Source organism: Fictibacillus tiangongensis, from assembly GCF_048083785.1.
In the GTDB taxonomy this organism is placed as follows: domain Bacteria; phylum Bacillota; class Bacilli; order Bacillales; family Fictibacillaceae; genus Fictibacillus.
This window is the reverse complement of the sequence record NZ_CP182294.1, coordinates 2,856,938-2,877,343: the sequence shown is the minus strand read 5'-3', so window position 1 is coordinate 2,877,343 and position 20,406 is coordinate 2,856,938. Positions and strand designations below refer to the sequence as shown.

The following is a 20,406-nucleotide window of genomic DNA, read 5'->3' as shown; positions in this document are numbered from 1 at the left end:
ATGGCAGCAGAACTAGAATTTGAAAGACCGATACACGAACTGGAGAAAAAAATCGCAGAGCTTAAGTCATTTATGGATGAGAAAGATATTGATTTAACAGACGAGATCAAGAGGCTAGAAGAAAAATTGTCTAACCTTGAAAACAGTACGTATTCAGAGATGAAGCCATGGGATCGTGTTCAAATTGCCAGACATGCTGAACGCCCAACTACCCTTGATTATATTAACTATCTTTTTACGGATTTCATTGAATTACACGGTGATCGTCTTTTTGGTGACGATGAAGCGATTGTTGGAGGAGTAGCTTTTTATAAGGAAATTCCTATTACGATCATCGGACACCAAAGAGGAAAGGATACGAAAGAAAATCTTCGTCGTAACTTTGGTATGCCTCATCCAGAAGGCTATCGCAAGGCACTGCGTTTAATGAAACAAGCCGAGAAGTTTAATAGACCTATTATCTGTTTTATTGATACAAAGGGAGCATATCCAGGAAAAGCAGCTGAGGAAAGAGGCCAGAGTGAGGCGATCGCTCGAAATTTAGTTGAGATGGCTGGGTTAACGGTTCCTGTTATTTGTGTTGTGATCGGAGAAGGTGGAAGTGGCGGGGCATTAGCGTTAGGTGTAGGAAATTACGTACACATGCTCGAGAACTCAACTTATTCTGTTATCTCTCCAGAAGGTGCGGCCGCCATTCTTTGGAAAGATGCTTCAATGGCAAAGAAAGCAGCTGAATCTATGAAAATCACTGCTCCAGACTTAAAAGAGTTAGGAATTATTGATGAGATTATTGAAGAAGTTAAGGGCGGAGCACATAAAGACGCGAAGCAGCAAGCAGTATTGATCGACCAGGTTTTGGAAGATTCTTTACATTCTTTGCTGTCCATGTCACAAGAAGAGCTCATAAATCAACGCTATGAAAAATATAAAAAAATCGGACAATTTGGGTTTGTAAACGATTCCATTGTTGTTAAATAGGGAATGTGCCTTTCTGCTTAGGGAAAGGCGCATTTTTTTGCCTATTGTTGTCTATTGTGTTCAACATTTGAACATGATATTTTAATAAGACGAGAGAACTAGAGAGGTGAAATGTTTCATGAAGCGGATAGGAGTTCTAACAAGTGGTGGCGATTCACCAGGCATGAACGCTGCGATTCGGGCGGTTGTTCGAAAAGGAATCTACCATGACTTAGAAGTTTATGGGATATACAATGGTTATGCAGGACTAATTTCGGGGAATATTAAGAAACTAGAATTAGGATCTGTTGGAGATATTATACACCGTGGAGGCACGATGCTTCATTCAGCACGTTGTCTAGAGTTCAAAACACCAGAAGGACAACAAAAAGGTATCGAGCAGTTGAAAAAATTCGGTATTGAAGGATTGGTCGTTATTGGCGGAGACGGATCTTTCCAAGGTGCTAAGAAATTGTCTGAACAAGGTTACCCAACAATTGGTGTACCTGGTACGATCGACAATGACATTCCGGGGACAGATTTTACAATCGGTTTTGATACAGCTTTAAATACGATTATCGATGCGATTGATAAGATTCGTGACACGGCTACTTCACATGAGCGTACTTATATCATCGAAGTAATGGGACGTGACGCTGGTGACTTGGCTCTTTGGGCTGGACTTGCAGATGGTGCTGAGACGATCCTCATTCCAGAAGAAGATCATAAGATGGATCAAGTCGTACAAAAGCTGCAACGAGGACATGAGCGCGGTAAGAAACACAGTATCATAATTGTCGCTGAAGGTTGCGGAAGCGGCGTTGATGTTGCTAAAGAGATCGAAAGGCTTACAGATTTCGAGACAAGGGTTACGGTTCTAGGTCACATTCAACGTGGTGGTTCCCCTACAGCTTTTGACCGTGTACTAGCAAGCCGTCTAGGTGCGCAAGCGGTTGAACTTTTATTAGAAGGTAAAGCTGGGCGTACAGTAGGTATCGAAAATAACAAACTTGTTGATTATGACATTACAGAAGTATTATCTAGAAAACATTCAATCGATAAACAAATGTATAAATTATCACAAGAATTATCCATATAATCTGCTAATGCATCGTACGGCTGCAGTTTGACTGCAGATGCCTTACGATGCCTTTCTGCGAAAAAAGAAAACCAGGAGGCCATTTACATGATGCGCAAAACAAAAATCGTTTGTACGATAGGACCGGCAAGCGAAAGTATTGATAAGTTAAAAGAATTAATGAATGCAGGGATGAACGTTTCCCGCCTAAATTTCTCACACGGTGACTTTGATGAGCACGGTCAACGAATCATCAACATTCGTGAAGCATCTAAAGAGCTGGGAAAAACAGTTGCGATCCTTCTAGATACGAAGGGACCTGAGATCCGTACTCAAACGCTTGAAGGCGGAGTTGCTGAACTTGTTGCTGGAAACGAATTGATCGTTTCTATGGAAGAAGTAGTTGGTAACGACAAAAAGATCTCTGTAACATATCCAGGACTTGTTGAAGACGTACATGTTGGATCAAGAATCCTTCTTGATGACGGACTGATCGAACTTGAAGTAACAGCGATCGGTGAAAAAGAACTGACTACAAAGATCTTAAACTCCGGTACATTAAAGAACAAAAAAGGTGTAAACGTACCTAACGTAAGCGTAAAACTTCCAGGTATTACAGACAAAGATGCAAAGGATATCGAGTTTGGTATTGAACAAGGTGTTGATTTTATTGCTGCGTCATTCGTACGTCGTGCAACAGATGTTCTTGAAATTCGTGAGATCTTAGATCGACACAATGCAAACCATATTCAAATCATTCCTAAGATCGAGAACCAAGAAGGTGTAGACAATATCGATGAGATCCTTGCTGTTTCTGACGGTCTGATGGTAGCGCGTGGTGACCTAGGTGTTGAGATTCCTGCTGAAGAAGTACCTCTTGTACAAAAGATGCTGATCAAGAAGTGTAACGAGCTTGGAAAGCCAGTTATTACGGCAACCCAAATGTTAGATTCTATGCAACGCAACCCGCGCCCAACGCGTGCTGAAGCGAGTGACGTAGCAAACGCGATCTTCGACGGTACTGATGCGATCATGCTATCAGGTGAAACAGCTGCTGGTACTTATCCGGTTGAAGCGGTTCTTACCATGCATAAGATTGCTAGCCGTGCAGAAAGCTCGTTGAACTATAAAACATTATTATCTTCAAGAAGTAAAGAGAGCAAAACGACAATTACAGATGCGATCTCTCAATCTGTTTCCTTTACAGCTCTTAACCTAGATGCAGATGCAGTTATTACTGCTACTGAAAAAGGTCAAACAGCTCGCATGATTTCAAAATATCGTCCAAAAGCTCCTATTATCGCAGTAACAAGCAACGAAGATGTTTGCCGTAAGCTTGCACTTGTTTGGGGAGTAACACCAGTTAAAGGTGAAAAAGCTGGAACAACAGATGAAATGTTCCAAATTGCAATTGATTCAGCGCTTAAAGCAGAAGCTGTTCAACACGGAAACCTTGTTGTGATCACGGCAGGTGTACCAGTAGGTGAATCTGGATCTACAAACCTAATGAAGGTCCACATCATTGGTGATGTGCTTGCTAAAGCTCAAGGAATCGGACAATCATCTGCTTCAGGAAAAGTAGTTGTAGCTAAAACAGCTCAAGAAGCGATGGATAAGATGACTGAAGGTGCAATTCTAGTAACGGTAGGAACGGATCGTGACATGATTGGTGCGTTCGAAAAAGCATCTGCTGTTATTACAGAAGAAGGCGGATTAACAAGCCATGCTGCTGTATGTGGAGTATCACTAAGTATTCCGGTTATCGTTGGCTTACAAAATGCAACTGAAATCTTTAAAGATGGACAAGAGATTACGATTGATGCTTCTGTTGGATACATCTATGACGGAAGAAAGAACGTTATCTAATGATACGAAAAGAGAAGGGTGAAACCTTCTCTTTTTTGATTCGTAAAAAAGGAATAGGCTTGATTCCTTATTACATGTTTAATGAAAGCGGTGGTTTATTTGTTTCGTAAGCTTTTACCGATCTTTATTCTTATTCCTGCCATTGAGGTAGGACTCTTTATATTGGCTGGACAATATATAGGAATTCCTGCAACGATTGCTGGGATATTCATAACGGGTATACTAGGCGCTTATTTAGCAAAAAGAGAAGGTGTACAAACGCTTCAACGTGTGAAGATGCAGCTTGAGAGCGGTCAGATGCCAGGAGAGGCAGTTCTTGATGGTGCATGTATCCTAGTCGGTGGAGCATTACTCTTAGCACCTGGATTTCTAACTGACATTCTAGGTTTCTTCTTACTGATCCCTCCCCTAAGAAAGCCCGTGAAGTTGTGGATGAAAGCAAAACTCTTCCAAAAGATGCAATCAGGACAGTTTTACTTCATAAAAAGAAGGTAGAGTTACTAGTTACTGACAGAGTCAACATTGTAAATCATATGAGGCTGTTTTCTAAACGATTTTTGCTTTCAAGTCTGTTTGTTTACTCTTCTTTGACCGTTGATTGGAGTGAAAGGTGCGAGACTCCTGCGGGACAGGTGGGCAGGTGAGACACTTAAAGGCGCAAAGCGGCAAGTGGTTCACCGCCTGCCCCGCGGAAAGCGAGCAGCCTGTAATGGAAATCGACTACTTTCAAAAGCAACAATGAACATGAAAACAATCAAACAAAAAGAACGATGCTCACTTGAAGCATCCGTTCTTTTATTTGTGTATAGGCTTCATAACAAATTGATAGAGCTCATGAAAGAACTTTGCTTCATACAGCGCACGAATTACAACTAGGATAACAGGCCCGATGATAAGGCCGATAAACCCTAGAAGCTGGAATCCAGCAAATAAAGAAACTAGTGTCGCGAGAGGATCAAGTCCGATCGTTTGTGATAGAAGCTTTGGTTCCATGATCTGTCGCTGAATAACGACAACACCATACAAGATGGATAGTCCGATCGTTAGCGTGTAATTTCCTGTTAAGAAGCAGTAAGCGATCCACGGCAGAAAAACAGCACCTGTACCAAGGTATGGTAGCAGATCGATCGCTCCGATCAGTACCGATATGGTGACAGCATAGTCTATACGCATCAATAAGAGACCTACTAATACGATACAGGCTGTTATGGAGATTAAGGTTAACTGAGCTTTTAAAAAGCCGAATAAAGCTTTTCGGAGTTCTACATATACCGTTGTGACCGTATGGATTAACTTTTCTGGGAAGATCGCCTTAAGGAATCCAGTTAGACGATACCAATCCTTACTAATAAAAAAAGCAGCGAGAAGTGAAAAGATAAAAACCGTTAAAAAAGTTGGAAGACTTACGATCATTAGAGAGACACTATTAATCACGGCCTGTGTCATACTGGACGCATTTGTCGTAATGCCGGTTCCGATCTTCTCGATATTATCCATTACCGTTTCTTGCTGATCCGTTCCCAACTTACTATAGATGGAGAGTAAATCTTGATATAAAGGAAGAACGTTCGTTTTAAAAGATCGTTCAAAATAAAAGACCAGTTCTTGAATATATGCGGGCAATTCATGTGCAATATAGGCAAAACCAGTCATCATCTCTTGAATCAGCAAGGTTAGTAACAAGACAATGACACCTAAAAGGCCTAATATAGAAAGAATGACGGCTAGAGCTCTATTCACTTTGAATCGATCCACGATAAAGCCTACAAAAGGATTGATCATCAGTGCTATGATTGCGCCTGCAATGAATGGATAAAGAATAGCGGAAACATAATAGCCAGAAAAAATAAGGGCAACAGCGAGGAATAGAATAAATCCTATACGCAACAAGCGATGTGTTAGTTCAGCATACAAATTTTTCACCTGCCTTTTCAGTACATATCATCTTTGAGAAAGGAATGAAACTATGGGACCTTTACTTTTTTTATTGGGGTTATTGATCATTGGCTTACTTGCAAAAAATCAATCATTAATCGTCGCAGTGGCATTTTTGTTAGTGTTAAAATTTACCGGTATGGGTGACAAATGGTTTCCTGCTATTCAGCAAAAAGGAATAAATTGGGGTGTGACGATCATAACGATTGCCGTATTAGTACCGATAGCATCCGGTGAGATAGGATTTAAACAGTTGTCTGATTCATTGCGTTCATATTATGCGTGGGTGGCTTTACTATCTGGAATTTTCGTTGCAGTGATCGCAAGTAAAGGACTTCATCTGCTTCAGAATGATCCTCATATTACGGCAGCTTTAGTCTTAGGAACGATCCTTGCTGTTGCTCTATTTCAAGGAGTGGCTGTAGGACCATTGATCGGAGCAGGAATCGCTTATATGGCCATGAAATTAGTAGGAATGTTTTCAGGTTCATGACGCTTTCGGCACGAATTAAGTGATATCCGTTCACAAATATCAGATTATTGTTTATAATTGATGTGTATGTCCCATTTCCTTTAAATAGTCTTTCATTTTTCAAGTCTCAGTTTCGAGATTAAAAAAGTTGGGAATGTTACCTTGAATCCAGCTTTTTTATTACAAGGAAAATGTAAGCTCTTTCTATTTTTTAAAAAGTGAAACAATTAAAGGAGAAAAGAGAATAACAGAAAAAAGGAGAGATAGCCATGACAGCTACAAGAGGATTAGAAGGAATTGTTGCAACGACATCTTCTGTCAGCTCTATCATTGACGATGTATTAACCTATAGAGGATATAGCATTGATGACTTAGCTGAACATGCAACTTTTGAGGAAGTTGTATACTTGCTTTGGAATGGTAAACTGCCTTCCCAATCTGAACTAGAATCTTTTAAATCAGAACTTGCTGAGGCTAGTGAGCTGCCTGCAGAATTGTTGGAACAAATGAAATCGCTTCCTTTGAAGAATACACATCCAATGACTGTATTGCGTACAATCGTGTCAACATTAGCGATGTACGATCCAGAAGCAGAGGATATGTCTACAGATGGAAACTACAAAAAAGCCATCCGTCTTCAAGCTCAGATGTCATCACTCGTAACGGCATTTGCACGCATTAGGGAAGGAAAAGATCCGATTGCTCCTAAAAAAGAACTTAGCTATGCAGCTAACTTCCTATATATGCTTACAGGTAAAGAGCCTGATGAAATTTCTGAAACAGCTTTTAACAAAGCATTAGTTTTGCATGCTGACCATGAGCTGAATGCATCAACGTTCACTGCACGTGTTTGTGTGGCTACTCTTTCTGATATCTATTCAGGAATTACAGCTGCGATCGGCGCTTTAAAAGGACCACTTCATGGTGGAGCAAACGAACAAGTTATGAAGATGCTTTCTGAGATCGGTGAAGAAGCAAACGTAGAATCTTACTTGGACAACGCGATTGAGAACAAACAAAAGATTATGGGCTTCGGTCACCGTGTATACAAGAACGGAGATCCACGTGCAAAACATTTGCGTGAAATGTCTAAACAGCTAACATCTATCACAGGTGAAGAAAAATGGTACACGATGAGCGTAAAGATTGATGATACGCTGAAGCAGAAGAAAGGCTTGCTGCCAAATGTAGACTTCTATTCTGCTAGTGTTTATCACAGCTTAGGTATCGATCATGACCTATTCACGCCAATCTTTGCGATCAGCCGTGTTTCTGGCTGGATTGCACATATCTTAGAACAATACGAAAACAACCGTCTAATTCGCCCTCGTGCTGAATATATCGGACCTGACATGCAGCAATATGTTGCTTTAGAACAAAGATAATATAAAAAGGATAGGTTATATCACAAAAAGAGAAGGGATTCTTCTTCTCTTTTCCCTATGTTTTTTAGTAGACTAGTATAGTACTTGCAATACAAGAATTAGGAGGAATTTAGAAATGTCTAACGGAGAACGTATTACAGTCGACAATGGTGTATTAAACGTACCAAATCAACCGGTGATCCCTTTTATCGAAGGTGACGGAACGGGTCCTGATATTTGGGCTGCTGCTTCACGTGTATTAGAAGCTGCTGTTGAAAAAGCATATAACGGTGAGAAAAAAATCGTTTGGAAAGAAGTATTAGCAGGAGAAAAAGCGTTTAACCAAACAGGTGAATGGCTTCCAGCAGAAACTCTTGATGTGATTCGCGATTACATAATTGCGATTAAAGGACCTTTAACAACGCCAGTAGGCGGAGGAATCCGTTCTTTAAACGTTGCTTTAAGACAAGAGTTGGATCTATTTACTTGTCTTCGTCCAGTTCAATACTTCAAAGGTGTGCCTTCACCAGTAAAACGCCCTGAAGATACAAACATGGTTATTTTCCGTGAGAATACAGAAGATATCTATGCTGGTATCGAGTATGCAAGTGGATCTGATGAAGTTAAAAAGTTGATTCAATTCCTGCAAGATGAAATGGGTGCTAACAAAATCCGTTTCCCTGAAACTTCAGGTATCGGTATTAAGCCTGTTTCTTCAGAAGGTACACAGCGTCTAGTTCGTGCGGCGATTCAGTATGCGATCAACGAAGGACGTAAGAGTGTAACGCTTGTTCATAAAGGAAACATCATGAAATATACAGAAGGTGCTTTCAAGAACTGGGGTTATGAGTTAGCTGAAGCTGAGTTTGGTGATAAAGTATTCACGTGGGCTCAGTATGACCGCATTGTTGAAGAAAGCGGAAAAGACGCTGCAAACAAAGCACAAGCAGATGCTGAAGCTGCAGGTAAGATCATTGTTAAAGATTCTATCGCCGATATCTTCTTACAACAGATCTTAACTCGTCCAGCTGAATTTGATGTAGTTGCTACGATGAACTTAAATGGAGATTACATCTCTGATGCTCTTGCTGCACAAGTTGGTGGTATCGGTATCGCACCGGGTGCAAACATCAACTACGAAACAGGACATGCAATCTTTGAAGCAACTCATGGTACTGCTCCAAAGTATGCTGGTCTTGATAAAGTAAACCCATCTTCTGTTATTCTTTCAGGAGTGTTGATGCTTGAACATCTAGGCTGGGGAGAAGCTGCGAAATTAGTACTTTCTTCTATGGAAAACACAATCGCGAGTAAGGTTGTTACTTACGACTTTGCACGTTTGATGGACGGCGCTACAGAAGTTAAATGTTCTGAGTTTGCTGACGAACTAATCAAAAACATGTAATCTAACTGACCCCTTTTTATAAGGGGTTTTCTCAACATCATTTATGCTTATTAAAACTGTTCCTGGAGGGAAAGACATGGCTAACAAACGAAAAAAGATTTCGGTTATTGGTGGAGGATTTACAGGAGCAACAACGGCTTTTATCTTAGGACAAAAAGAAGTTGGGGATGTAGTTTTAGTTGATATTCCTCAAATGGAGAACCCTACAAAAGGTAAAGCGCTCGACATGATGGAAGCAAGTCCTGTTCAAGGATTTGACGCGTCAATTACCGGTACAAGCAATTATGCAGATACAGCTGAATCTGATGTAGTGGTTATAACAGCAGGAATTGCTCGTAAGCCTGGAATGAGCCGTGATGACCTCGTGAACACTAACGCTGGAATCATGAAGAGCGTAACGAAAGAGATCGTTAAACATTCTCCTGATTGTACGATTATCGTATTAACAAATCCAGTCGATGCGATGACTTACACGGTATTAAAGGAATCTGGTTTCCCTAAGAGCCGTGTAATTGGACAATCTGGAATATTAGATACAGCACGTTTCCGTACGTTTGTTGCTATGGAGCTTAACGTATCAGTAAAAGATGTTACTGGTTTTGTTCTTGGTGGTCACGGAGATGATATGGTCCCACTCGTACGATACTCTTATGCAGGTGGAATTCCGTTAGAGAAATTAATCTCTAAAGAGCGTTTAGATGCCATTGTTGAGCGCACACGCAAAGGTGGAGGAGAAATCGTTAATCTATTAGGTAACGGATCTGCCTATTATGCACCAGCTGCTTCCTTGGTTGAGATGGTAGAAGCGATCGTTAAAGACCAACGTAGAGTGCTTCCTTCAATCGCCTTCTTAGAGGGTGAGTATGGTTATGATGGTATCTGTCTTGGCGTTCCAACGATTCTTGGCGGTGGCGGTCTAGAAGAAATCATTGAACTTGAGCTGACGGCAGAAGAGAAAGCAGCGCTTGATCAATCGGCTGAATCTGTTAAATCAGTTATGAAAGTATTAGCATAGGTTTGTGAAGAGTGTGTGAGAGATTCGGGTAAATCCCCGAATCTTTTTCTCCTATTAATAATGAAAGCGTTATCATCAAGAGGGGGGTCATTAAATGCTGATCGGAAAAAAACGAAAACTTGGAAGAAAAATAGATGAGATCCAAGCTGGTGAAAAATTAGAGATGCAAGAAACGATTGAAGATAAAGATCTTCTTTTGTATTTAGGCTTAACGAATGACAATAACCCATTATTCATTCAACACGATTATGCAACATTGACACCATACAAAAAGCCAGTCGTCCCTCAAGTAATGTTAATGGGAATGGTGACATCCGCGATATCAAAATATTTACCGGGTCCTGGTAGTTCTATCGTGCAATCCAGTTTTACATTCATTAAACCTGTGTATCATTATTCGAAATTAACCTTTTTATTTGAGATCACTGAAGTAAATCGAGACAAGCATATTGTGCACATGAACGTTAGAGCGAAAAATGAGCAAGGAATCGAAGTGTTAACGAGCACTTTGCAAGTTTGTCCTCCGTATGCTCCAAAATCAATTACATCTAATACGATGGAAAATTTTTAAACCTTTCATTTGAAAGGTTTATTTTTTTGCGCATTAAAGTGATAACTTAGCTGTATACAATTAAGATGTATATCCGTGAAACTACCGATCAATTCCGGTTATAAAATTTTTATCCGGTTTTTCATCATAAACTACGATTTATTTCTATCATCACTCCATATTTCAGCGTAAAAATATTAAATAAACTTATCAATGTAAAGGGAATGTAAAGGATATGTAAATCCACTATGAAAATTTTGCGTTTTTTGTACACACTATAAAAAAAATAGTATGATGAATTTGTACAAGTCGTAAAAAGGTGGGAATATGATGAGCCAAAAGTTACTCGTAGTAGAAGATGAAATTTCAATCTCAACATTGTTGCAATTTAACTTAGAACAAGCAGGATTTCAAGTAGTTACGGCAATGGATGGCAAGAGTGGATTAGAAAAAGCGGAAAGCGAAGAACCTAATCTAATCATATTAGACCTTATGCTGCCAGAAATGGATGGAATAGAAGTATGTAAAGAACTCCGTCTAAGAAAATTAAATATTCCTATTCTCATGTTAACGGCTAAGGATGATGAGTTTGATAAGGTGTTAGGCCTCGAGTTAGGTGCGGACGATTATATGACGAAACCGTTCAGTCCAAGAGAAGTAGTTGCAAGGGTGAAGGCAATTCTCCGCAGGTCAACATCAGTCAATACAGAATCAGAAAAGAAAAAAGAAGAAGTAGAACACCTTAAAATTGGTGAAGTTGATATTTATCCGGAAAACTATGAAGCATATTTTAAGGAGAAAGCACTAGAACTTACACCGAAAGAATTTGAACTGCTCGTCTATCTTGCTAGACACAAGAGCCGTGTATTGTCGAGGGAACAGCTGCTTTCGGCCGTTTGGAACTATGATTTTGTAGGTGATACACGAATTGTGGATGTGCATATCAGTCATCTAAGAGAGAAAATCGAGAATAATACACGCAAGCCGATTTATATTAAAACCATAAGGGGATTAGGTTATAAGCTAGAGGAGCCTCAATAATGCATGATTTTAAAAACCGGGTACTTACCTTTTTCCTGCTCGGTATTTTATTGGTTTTTATTCTATTGGCTCTCATAATGGGCAATATTGTTCACCATAGTGTGAAAGATAAAAGGATGGCTTTCTATAAAGGTGAATTAAGTTTGATTGAACAAGTCCTTAAGACTGAAGAATCAAAACTAGTCATCATGAACCTATTGAGAACGGCATCTAAAGATCTGGATGGTGAAATTTATGTCCTCGATTCAGATTGGAACGTAAAATATACATCGGATACAAATAGTCCGAGAAACATGTCTATGTTCAAGAAAGAGAACGTGACGGATAGTGAGAAACTTGCTCAAAAGAATGAGAGCGGCAAATTATACTATACGTTAAAAAAGAAGGACGAGACGGGCTATATTCAGGTCGTCATACCTGAAGATGCAGCAGAATCTGAAGAGAGATCGATTTGGATCATGATGTCGATCGGTTTCCTGATCTGCTTTATCATCATTTTATACGTGTCTCTTAAAGTGATCCATAAGATTGTCAGACCTGTTGAAGAAGCGACTCAGACTGCGAAAGAGCTTGCAAAAGGTAATTTTAAAGCGAGAACCTATGAGTATTTTGGAGAAGATATCGGAGAGCTAAACTACTCATTAAACGTTTTAGCACGAAACTTAGAGAAAATGACAAAATCCCAAGAATCTCAGCATGATCGCTTGATAACATTGATTGAGAATATGGGAAGCGGACTTATTCTTATTGATAAAAATGGCTATATCAACTTAGTAAACAAAACGTTTAAAGAACTATTTAAGGAACATACAGATTATTGGACAGGTCATCTCTTCTATGAAGTATTTCCTTACACATCCATCAAGGATATTGTGAAAGAAACGTATCTAACTGAAAAAAAAGTGAGAAGAAATACTGTGATCCCTATTCACATCGATACGAAACATTTTGATGTCTATAGTGCGCCTGTCATGAACGCAAGAGGTAAGCTTAAAGGAATCGTGCTTGTTTTTCACGATATTACAGAGCTAAAGAAACTCGAGCAAGTAAGAAAAGATTTCGTAGCTAATGTCTCACATGAACTTAAAACGCCGATCACTTCTTTAAAAGGTTTTGCTGAGACTTTATTAGACGGTGCAGGTGAAAATGAAGAGTATCGAAATAAGTTTTTAACGATCATGTTAAATGAAAGTGATAGGCTACAGGCGCTTATCCAAGACTTGTTAGATCTTTCTAAAAGTGAACAAGGTTTTCACCTAGAAACTCAATCTGTTGATCTTGGTGCTTTAGTAAACGATACCTTTGAGATTCTTCAGCCGAAAGCTGAAAAGAAAGGTATTGTTCTAACAATAGATGTTTCAGGTGAAACGGTTATGGATGGAGATTCACCTCGTTTGAAGCAGATCGTTATCAACCTTGTATCGAACAGCTTAACGTACACGCCTGCTGGTGGCCGTGTAGATGTAATAGTGGAAGAACTAAAAGACCATGTGAAGTTGCTGATCAAAGATACAGGAATCGGCATCAAGGAAAGTGAGATTCCTCGAATATTCGAACGTTTTTATCGTGTGGATAAAGCCAGAAGCAGGAATTCAGGAGGTACTGGATTAGGGCTTGCCATCGTTAAGCATCTTGTAGAAGCTCATCACGGAACCATTGAAGTTCAGAGTAAGCCTGGAGAAGGCTCTCAGTTTACGATTCTGTTTCCGAAGAAGCTTGAGTTGTAAGATTTACAATTCTTTTACACACTTGTTTTCTTTAGTTAACAGTTTAATCTTATGATGGAAGTATCCTTTTTCAGTACCCCCTTAGCGAGAGTCCTTTACGGATTCTCGCCTTTTTTATGGCCAAGAGCTCTTCTGTTCCTCCTTTTTTGTTTCTCGTTGTCATCGTGATACAATAGATGATAGAAGAAATGTCTTCAGGAGGTTACGGACTTGGCAAAAACAAATAAATTAGTACTTATTGACGGAAATAGTATTGCATACAGAGCTTTTTTTGCTCTGCCTCTTTTAAACAACGATAAAGGTGTTTATACAAACGCTGTCTACGGATTTACACAGATGCTCCTAAAGATTTTAGAAGATGAGAAGCCTACACATATCCTTGTTGCTTTTGATGCTGGGAAAACGACATTCCGACATAAGACATTTGGTGAATATAAAGGCGGCCGTCAGAAAACCCCGCCAGAATTATCAGAGCAGTTTCCGTTTATCAGACAGTTGTTAGATGCGTTTAAGATCAAACGTTACGAGCTTGAAAATTATGAAGCAGATGACATTATTGGGACCCTTGCATCTTATGCTGCCGATGGAAACTGGGATGTAAAAGTGTTTACGGGTGATAAAGATTTACTTCAACTGGTTACGCCTGATGTTGAAGTCGTGCTAACTAGAAAAGGAATCACTGAGGTGGAGGCTTATACCGTAGAACAAGTAAACGAGCGCTACGGAATTACACCTCATCAAATCATAGATATGAAAGGCCTTATGGGAGACCCTTCCGACAATATTCCAGGAGTACCTGGAGTTGGTGAAAAGACTGCGATCAAACTGATCAAACAATACGGGACGATTGAAAAAGTTCTTGATTCAATTGATGAGATCTCAGGTGCTAAGCTTAAAGAGCGATTAACAGAGAATAAAGATCAAGCCATTATGAGTAAAGAGCTTGCTACGATAACGAAAGAAGCTCCTATTGAAGTCAGCCTGGAAGAAACGAATTACGATGGTTATGAAACGTCTTCTGTATTTCCTCTTTTCAAAGAGTTAGGGTTTAATTCATTGCTCGAACGATTAGGCGGAGATGAAGAAATTCTTCAGGATGAGGAAAAAGAAGAACTTAACTTCAAAACGGTAACGAAAATTGAAGATAACATGTTAACAAGTCCTTCATCCCTAATCGTAGAAACGTTAACTGAAGATTATCATAAAGCAAAAATACATGGTTTTGCTGTAAGTAATGATGCCGGAACATTTTATATTCCTTCAAGTGTTGCAGATCAGTCAGAAGAATTTCATGAATGGCTGCAAGATCAGAACCAAAAGAAGAGAATGTTTGATGCTAAGAGAGCACACGTAGCCTTACACGGGCAAGGGATCGTCTTGAATGGTATTGATTTCGATATTCAGCTTGCTTCATATCTGCTGAATCCTTCTGAATCCTTAGATGAAGTAGCAGATGTTGCTAAGCAGTATGGCAAGTCTAATGTTGATGTGAATGAAGCAGTATATGGTAAAGGTGCTAAGAAGAAGCTGCCAGAAGATGAAGCTGTTCTTGCTGAGCATCTCTGTAGAAAAGCGCATACTGTCTTTCAATTAAGTGATCTTCTGGATGAGAAGTTAAAAGAAAATGAACAGAGTGATCTATTCTATCAGTTAGAGATGCCGTTAGCTCTCGTATTAGCCAAGATGGAAGAGTTCGGCGTAAAGGTAAAATCAGATACTCTTCAAAAGATGGGTGCTGACTTAGATATACAGCTAACTGCACTTGAAAAAGATATACATGAACTTGCTGGAGTATCATTTAATATAAACTCACCTAAACAACTGGGTGAAATATTATTTGAGAAACTGAACTTGCCTCCTGTTAAGAAAACAAAAACGGGTTACTCGACTTCTGTTGATGTATTAGAGAAATTAGAAGGCAAACATGAGATCATTAATAAGATCCTTATCTATCGTCAGCTAGGTAAGTTACGGTCTACTTATATTGAAGGTCTGCTAAAAGTAGTAAAAGAAGATACGGGTAAGATTCATACACGCTTCAATCAGGTTCTTGCGCAAACGGGAAGACTGAGTTCCATCGATCCGAACCTTCAAAACATTCCGATCCGTTTAGAAGCAGGAAGAAAGATCAGACATGCCTTTGTTGCATCACAGCCTGGATGGAAAATTCTTGCGGCTGACTATTCACAGATCGAGCTTCGTGTATTGGCTCATATCTCTCAAGATGAAAACTTGTTGGAAGCATTTAAAACAGAGATGGATGTTCATACAAAAACGGCCATGGACGTTTTTCATGTAGAAGAAGGCGAAGTTACGTCAGAGATGAGAAGACATGCTAAAGCCGTTAACTTTGGAATCGTATACGGAATCAGTGATTATGGCTTATCACAAAGCCTCGGAATCACGAGGAAAGAAGCTGGAGAATTTATTTCATCCTATTTGAATAGTTTCCCTGGTGTTCAGCAGTACATGAAGGACAGTGTTTCTGAAGCAAAACATAATGGTTTTGTTTCAACTCTGCTTCATAGACGACGTTATCTGCCTGAGATTAATAGCCGAAACTTTAACCTTCGCAGTTTTGCGGAAAGAACAGCAATGAATACACCGATCCAAGGAACTGCCGCAGACATCATAAAAAAAGCGATGGTCGATATGGATCAACGTTTAATAGATGAGAAACTCGAAGCAAAAATGCTGCTCACTGTACATGATGAACTTATTTTTGAAGTACCTGAAAATGAGCTGCAAAAACTTGAAGAGATCGTTTGCGAAGTGATGGAATCAGCAGTAGAACTTGATGTACCATTAAAAGTAGATGTGAACTGGGGAGATTCCTGGTTTGAAGCAAAATAATAAAGAAACAGCATCCTATAGATCCCGGGGTGCTGTTTTTCTAATAAGGTTGGTGAAAGAATGCCCGAGTTACCTGAAGTTGAAAATGTCAAAAACACTCTGAATAAGTTTCTTCCGGGGAAGAAGATTACAGATGTGAAAATACACTGGGAAAATATTATTAAACATCCCGAGACGGACGAATTTATTTTGAAGCTAAAAGGCCAAAGCTTTCAAAAGGTGTATCGAAGAGGGAAATTTTTAATCTTTCATCTTGATGAAGATGTTTTAGTATCTCATCTAAGGATGGAAGGGAAGTATGGATTGAATCAAAGAGATGAACCTGCTGATAAACATACACATGTTATTTTTCAGTTCTCTGATGGAACTGAACTCAGATATCGAGATGTGAGAAAGTTTGGCACGATGCATCTGTTTCCAAAAGGAACAGAGGAAAGTCATGCGCCGTTAAAAACTTTAGGTATAGAACCACTATCAGATTCCTTAACAGCAGCACTTATGAAAAAGCTGTTTGTTAATCGAAAGCGCAACATAAAATCGGTATTGCTAGATCAGACTCTTATTGCTGGTTTAGGCAACATCTACGTAGATGAAGTATTATTTCAGGCAGGCATTCATCCGGAGACACCAGCAAATAAATTAACGCAGCCCCGATTAAAGAAATTGAAAACCGCGATAACGGAAATTCTTTCTGAATCTGTGAAGCACGGAGGGAGCTCGATTCGATCTTACACGAACGCGGTGGGTGAGACAGGTGGCTTTCAGCTGAAACTATTTGTTTATGGAAGAAAAAGTGAAGAGTGCCGCGTATGTGGTACTGAGATCGAACGACTAGTTGTAGCGGGTAGAGGAACTCATATTTGTAAGACTTGTCAAAAATAAACCTTTTCTGTGCTCCTTTCATATACTACGTTTACCGTTAACTGAAAGGAGTACAGGAACAATGGTGGCTTACTCATTTGTTTTGTTGGCACTAGCCGTCAGCCTGGACAGTTTTGGAGCCGGATTAACGTATGGAATGAAATCCATTAAAATTCCTTTTCGCTCCATTATCATTATCGCAATTTGTTCAGCTGTTACCTTTTTACTTTCGATGTTGCTTGGATTTACGTTAGAACAATTTATTTCGCCAAAGACAGGTGAGATATTGGGAGGCGTGATTCTTCTTGGAATCGGAATCTACTCTCTATGGCAGGTTTTCTTACCAGAGAAAGAGAACGTTGAGTACTTGGAAAAAGAACCTAAGAACATTGTGCTTTTTGAAATCAAATCGTTAGGAATTGTCATACACATTCTAAAGAAACCAGTTATGGCTGATATTGATAAGTCTGGATCTATTACGGGCTTAGAAGCCGTACTGCTTGGAATAGCATTATCGCTGGATGCTTTTGGAGCAGGAATAGGAGCCGCACTCATTGATTTGTCACCTTCGCTAACAACCATTACAATTGCGTTGATGAGTGCTTTATTCTTATGGGGTGGTATGATACTGGGATTATATCTTTTTAACAAGACAAACTGGATGAAGGGATTATCTATTCTACCAGGAGTTCTGTTGATCGTAATGGGATTATTAAAAATGTAACACTGGAGGATAACTAGTGATTATTGGATTAACAGGAGGCATTGCTACAGGGAAATCAACAGTCAGCAACATCATTAAGAGTCAAGGAATTCCTGTAGTTGATGCAGATATTATTTCTAGAGAAGTTGTTATGCCAGATAAAGAAGCTTATAGGAAGATCGTTGCCAGCTTTGGTGAACAGATACTAAATGAAGACAAGACAATAAATAGAGCAGGATTAGGAGAAATCATCTTTAACGATTCAGAAAAAAGAACGATGTTGAACGAGATTGTTCATCCTGCTGTAAGAAAAGAAATGAGACGGCAGGCAGATGCTTATCAACGTTCGGGTGAGTCATTGGTGGTCATGGATATACCACTCTTATTTGAGAGTAACCTGACACATATGGTTGATCGAACGTGGTTAGTCTATGCCGCACCAGAACTGCAACTTCAAAGATTGATCAACCGTGACCATTTTTCAGAGAAGCAAGCACTGTCTAGAATACATTCACAGATGCCGATCACAGAGAAAAAGGAACTGGCGGATGTTGTCATCATGAATAATGGCTCTCTTGCAGAATTAGAAAATGATGTATTATTATTACTTAAGCAAACAAAAAAACAGACCTGATAACTAATTCAGGTCTGTTTTTATCTATATAAGCCCTTTTTCAGCCTAATTTAAATAAAAGTATGTTCTTTTCAAGCGTGAATATGATATACTAATTACAGATAGATACAAGATAGAGTATAACACATTGGAAGGAGCAGCTTCATGAAAGCAAAAATTGCAATTAATGGCTTGGGGAGAATCGGAAGAATGGTCTTCCGCAAAATGATGGAGAACGATGAATTTGAGGTTGTAGCTGTTAATGCCAGCTATCCAGCCGAAACTCTTGCTCATATGGTTAAATACGATTCTATACATGGAACGTATCCTGGAGAAGTTGTTGCTGGAGAAGATGCCCTTTTTGTTAATGGAAAAAAAGTTCAATTAGTTAACTCTCGCGATCCTCGTGAGCTACCTTGGGGCACGTTAGACGTTGATATTGTTATAGAAGCAACAGGTAAATTTGTTTCACAAGAATCTGCTGGTCTTCATATTGAAGCAGGTGCAAAGAAAGTAATTATTACTGCACCAGGGAAAGACGAAGATATTACAATTGTTATGGGAGTAAATGATAGCGATTACATTTCTTCAAAACACCATATAATTTCTAATGCATCGTGTACAACGAATTGTTTAGCACCTGTGATTAAAGTTCTAGATGATCAGTTCGGGGTACAATCCGGCATGATGACGACTGTACATGCGTATACGAATGATCAGAAGAATATTGATAATCCTCATAAAGACTTAAGACGTGCACGTGCATGCGGAACATCAATCATTCCAACTTCTACAGGTGCTGCAAAAGCAATATCAAAAGTCTTGCCTCACTTAGAAGGGAAACTGAATGGTATGGCACTCAGAGTTCCAACACCTAATGTTTCTTTGGTTGATGTTGTTGTAGAATTGAAGACTCCTGTATCGAAAGACCAAATTAATCACGCTTTCCAATCTGCTTCTGAAGGTTCAATGCGCGGAATTTTAGGGTACAGTGATCTTCCGCTAGTATCAATTGATTATAATGGAAATGAAAACTCATCAATCGTAGACGGCTTGTCAACGATGGTGATGGATGGAAACAAAGTTAAGGTCCTTGCTTGGTACGACAATGAATGGGGTTATTCATGCCGAGTAGTAGATCTAGCGAAACATGTAAGTGTTGCTTTAAATATGCCAGTACAAGAAAAAAATGTTTCTGTATCATAAAAACATTAGTAAAAATAGATAAATGAGTAAGAGCTGGATTACACATCAGCTCTTTTTTGCGTTTCAACGCACCAGTATATTTCGATCAATCTTTATACTTAAAAAACAATAAAAAATTGATTCAAAAAAATTTACCTATAGTTATTGCAAATAAATTTTAAAAGAAGTATACTATGATTCGTGAACTTCAAATAAAGCAAACAAAGGCATTGAATGCTACTTAAAGGGTTAGGACCTCTTTGGACTAACTTGCCCCCGTGGTAGATGTTCGATACCGCATGCTTGAAGGCATGATTATTTTTAAAAGGGGGACTATGCTAATGGATACAATGGGAAGACACGTAATTGCTGAGTTATGGGGTTGTGATTCTGAAAAACTAAATGACATGAAATTTATTGAAGAGACATTCGTTGACGCTGCATTGAAAGCAGGTGCAGAAATTCGTGAGGTTGCTTTTCATAAATTTGCTCCACATGGTGTAAGTGGAGTTGTTATTATCTCTGAATCTCATCTAACTATTCACAGTTTTCCTGAGCATGGTTATGCAAGTATTGATGTATATACGTGTGGAGATCGAATCGATCCTAACGTAGCTGCTGATTACATTTCAGAGGCACTTGGCGCTAAAAAGCGCGAAAACTTGGAAGTTCCTCGTGGAATGGGTCCAATTTCTGTTGCCAAATCAAAAGTTACTGCTCAATAATTTAAAACAGAATGTACGTGAGGTGTGAGAAATCACACCTCTTTTTTATTTCACTC

The 20,406-nt window shown here is 39.3% G+C and carries 18 protein-coding genes; 17 read left to right on the top strand and 1 reads right to left on the bottom strand.

All coding sequences use genetic code 11. From position 1 onward, the window contains the following. The 4 genes from accA (at position 1) to ACNJYY_RS15370 (ending at position 4,396) form a co-directional block, all read left to right on the top strand. Positions 1–978: an acetyl-CoA carboxylase carboxyl transferase subunit alpha gene (gene accA / locus ACNJYY_RS15385; RefSeq protein ID WP_416729156.1), complete on the top strand. Its 978-nt coding sequence runs from the start codon at positions 1–3 to the stop codon at positions 976–978. A gap of 118 nt (positions 979–1,096) precedes the next feature. Then, a complete protein-coding gene (gene pfkA / locus ACNJYY_RS15380) occupies positions 1,097–2,056 on the top strand; it encodes a 6-phosphofructokinase (protein WP_144698653.1) in 960 nt (319 codons plus the stop codon). A 90-nt stretch (positions 2,057–2,146) separates the two neighbouring features. Then, positions 2,147–3,901 carry a pyruvate kinase gene (gene pyk, locus ACNJYY_RS15375; RefSeq protein ID WP_137790652.1) on the top strand — a complete coding sequence of 585 codons (1,755 nt, stop codon included), beginning with the start codon at positions 2,147–2,149 and terminating at the stop codon, positions 3,899–3,901. A gap of 99 nt (positions 3,902–4,000) precedes the next feature. Further along, positions 4,001–4,396 (top strand): FxsA family protein, encoded by a 396-nt coding sequence (locus ACNJYY_RS15370; protein ID WP_416729155.1) that lies wholly within the window; start codon positions 4,001–4,003, stop codon positions 4,394–4,396. 300 nt (positions 4,397–4,696) lie between these two features. Here ACNJYY_RS15370 and ytvI read toward each other — a convergent pair whose 3' ends face one another. After that, a complete protein-coding gene (gene ytvI / locus ACNJYY_RS15365) occupies positions 4,697–5,815 on the bottom strand; it encodes a sporulation integral membrane protein YtvI (RefSeq protein WP_416729154.1) in 1,119 nt (372 codons plus the stop codon). A gap of 52 nt (positions 5,816–5,867) precedes the next feature. Here ytvI and ACNJYY_RS15360 point away from each other — a divergent pair, with 52 nt between their 5' ends. The 13 genes from ACNJYY_RS15360 to speD all read left to right on the top strand — a co-directional run bounded on the left by ACNJYY_RS15360 (position 5,868) and on the right by speD (position 20,350). Continuing rightward, on the top strand, positions 5,868–6,329 hold the full coding sequence (locus tag ACNJYY_RS15360) for a DUF441 domain-containing protein (RefSeq protein ID WP_416729153.1): 462 nt from the start codon (positions 5,868–5,870) through the stop codon (positions 6,327–6,329). Positions 6,330–6,577: 248 nt separating this feature from the next. Beyond that, positions 6,578–7,693, top strand: coding sequence for a citrate synthase (gene citZ, locus ACNJYY_RS15355; RefSeq protein WP_144698661.1), 1,116 nt, complete (start codon positions 6,578–6,580; stop codon positions 7,691–7,693). A 115-nt stretch (positions 7,694–7,808) separates the two neighbouring features. Continuing rightward, positions 7,809–9,077 (top strand): NADP-dependent isocitrate dehydrogenase, encoded by a 1,269-nt coding sequence (icd, locus tag ACNJYY_RS15350; RefSeq protein ID WP_066396762.1) that lies wholly within the window; start codon positions 7,809–7,811, stop codon positions 9,075–9,077. A 76-nt stretch (positions 9,078–9,153) separates the two neighbouring features. Next, positions 9,154–10,092 (top strand): malate dehydrogenase, encoded by a 939-nt coding sequence (gene mdh, locus ACNJYY_RS15345; protein ID WP_416729152.1) that lies wholly within the window; start codon positions 9,154–9,156, stop codon positions 10,090–10,092. A 94-nt stretch (positions 10,093–10,186) separates the two neighbouring features. Further along, a complete protein-coding gene (locus tag ACNJYY_RS15340) occupies positions 10,187–10,663 on the top strand; it encodes a MaoC family dehydratase (protein ID WP_416729151.1) in 477 nt (158 codons plus the stop codon). 309 nt (positions 10,664–10,972) lie between these two features. Further along, positions 10,973–11,683: a response regulator transcription factor gene (locus ACNJYY_RS15335; RefSeq protein WP_144698665.1), complete on the top strand. Its 711-nt coding sequence runs from the start codon at positions 10,973–10,975 to the stop codon at positions 11,681–11,683. Beyond that, positions 11,683–13,410 (top strand): two-component system histidine kinase PnpS, encoded by a 1,728-nt coding sequence (gene pnpS / locus ACNJYY_RS15330; RefSeq protein WP_416729150.1) that lies wholly within the window; start codon positions 11,683–11,685, stop codon positions 13,408–13,410. Before ACNJYY_RS15335 ends, pnpS begins: the two co-directional genes overlap by 1 nt. A gap of 210 nt (positions 13,411–13,620) precedes the next feature. Beyond that, positions 13,621–16,263, top strand: coding sequence for a DNA polymerase I (gene polA / locus ACNJYY_RS15325; RefSeq protein ID WP_416729149.1), 2,643 nt, complete (start codon positions 13,621–13,623; stop codon positions 16,261–16,263). Positions 16,264–16,323: 60 nt separating this feature from the next. Then, positions 16,324–17,145: a DNA-formamidopyrimidine glycosylase gene (mutM, locus tag ACNJYY_RS15320; RefSeq protein WP_416729148.1), complete on the top strand. Its 822-nt coding sequence runs from the start codon at positions 16,324–16,326 to the stop codon at positions 17,143–17,145. A gap of 61 nt (positions 17,146–17,206) precedes the next feature. Continuing rightward, a complete protein-coding gene (gene ytaF / locus ACNJYY_RS15315) occupies positions 17,207–17,848 on the top strand; it encodes a sporulation membrane protein YtaF (protein WP_144698673.1) in 642 nt (213 codons plus the stop codon). Positions 17,849–17,864: 16 nt separating this feature from the next. Beyond that, positions 17,865–18,461 (top strand): dephospho-CoA kinase, encoded by a 597-nt coding sequence (gene coaE, locus ACNJYY_RS15310; RefSeq protein ID WP_416729147.1) that lies wholly within the window; start codon positions 17,865–17,867, stop codon positions 18,459–18,461. Between the two features lie 144 nt (positions 18,462–18,605). After that, positions 18,606–19,646, top strand: coding sequence for a glyceraldehyde-3-phosphate dehydrogenase (locus tag ACNJYY_RS15305; RefSeq protein ID WP_416729146.1), 1,041 nt, complete (start codon positions 18,606–18,608; stop codon positions 19,644–19,646). Between the two features lie 320 nt (positions 19,647–19,966). Beyond that, on the top strand, positions 19,967–20,350 hold the full coding sequence (gene speD, locus ACNJYY_RS15300) for an adenosylmethionine decarboxylase (RefSeq protein ID WP_066396744.1): 384 nt from the start codon (positions 19,967–19,969) through the stop codon (positions 20,348–20,350). The last annotated feature ends 56 nt before the right edge of the window (positions 20,351–20,406 follow it).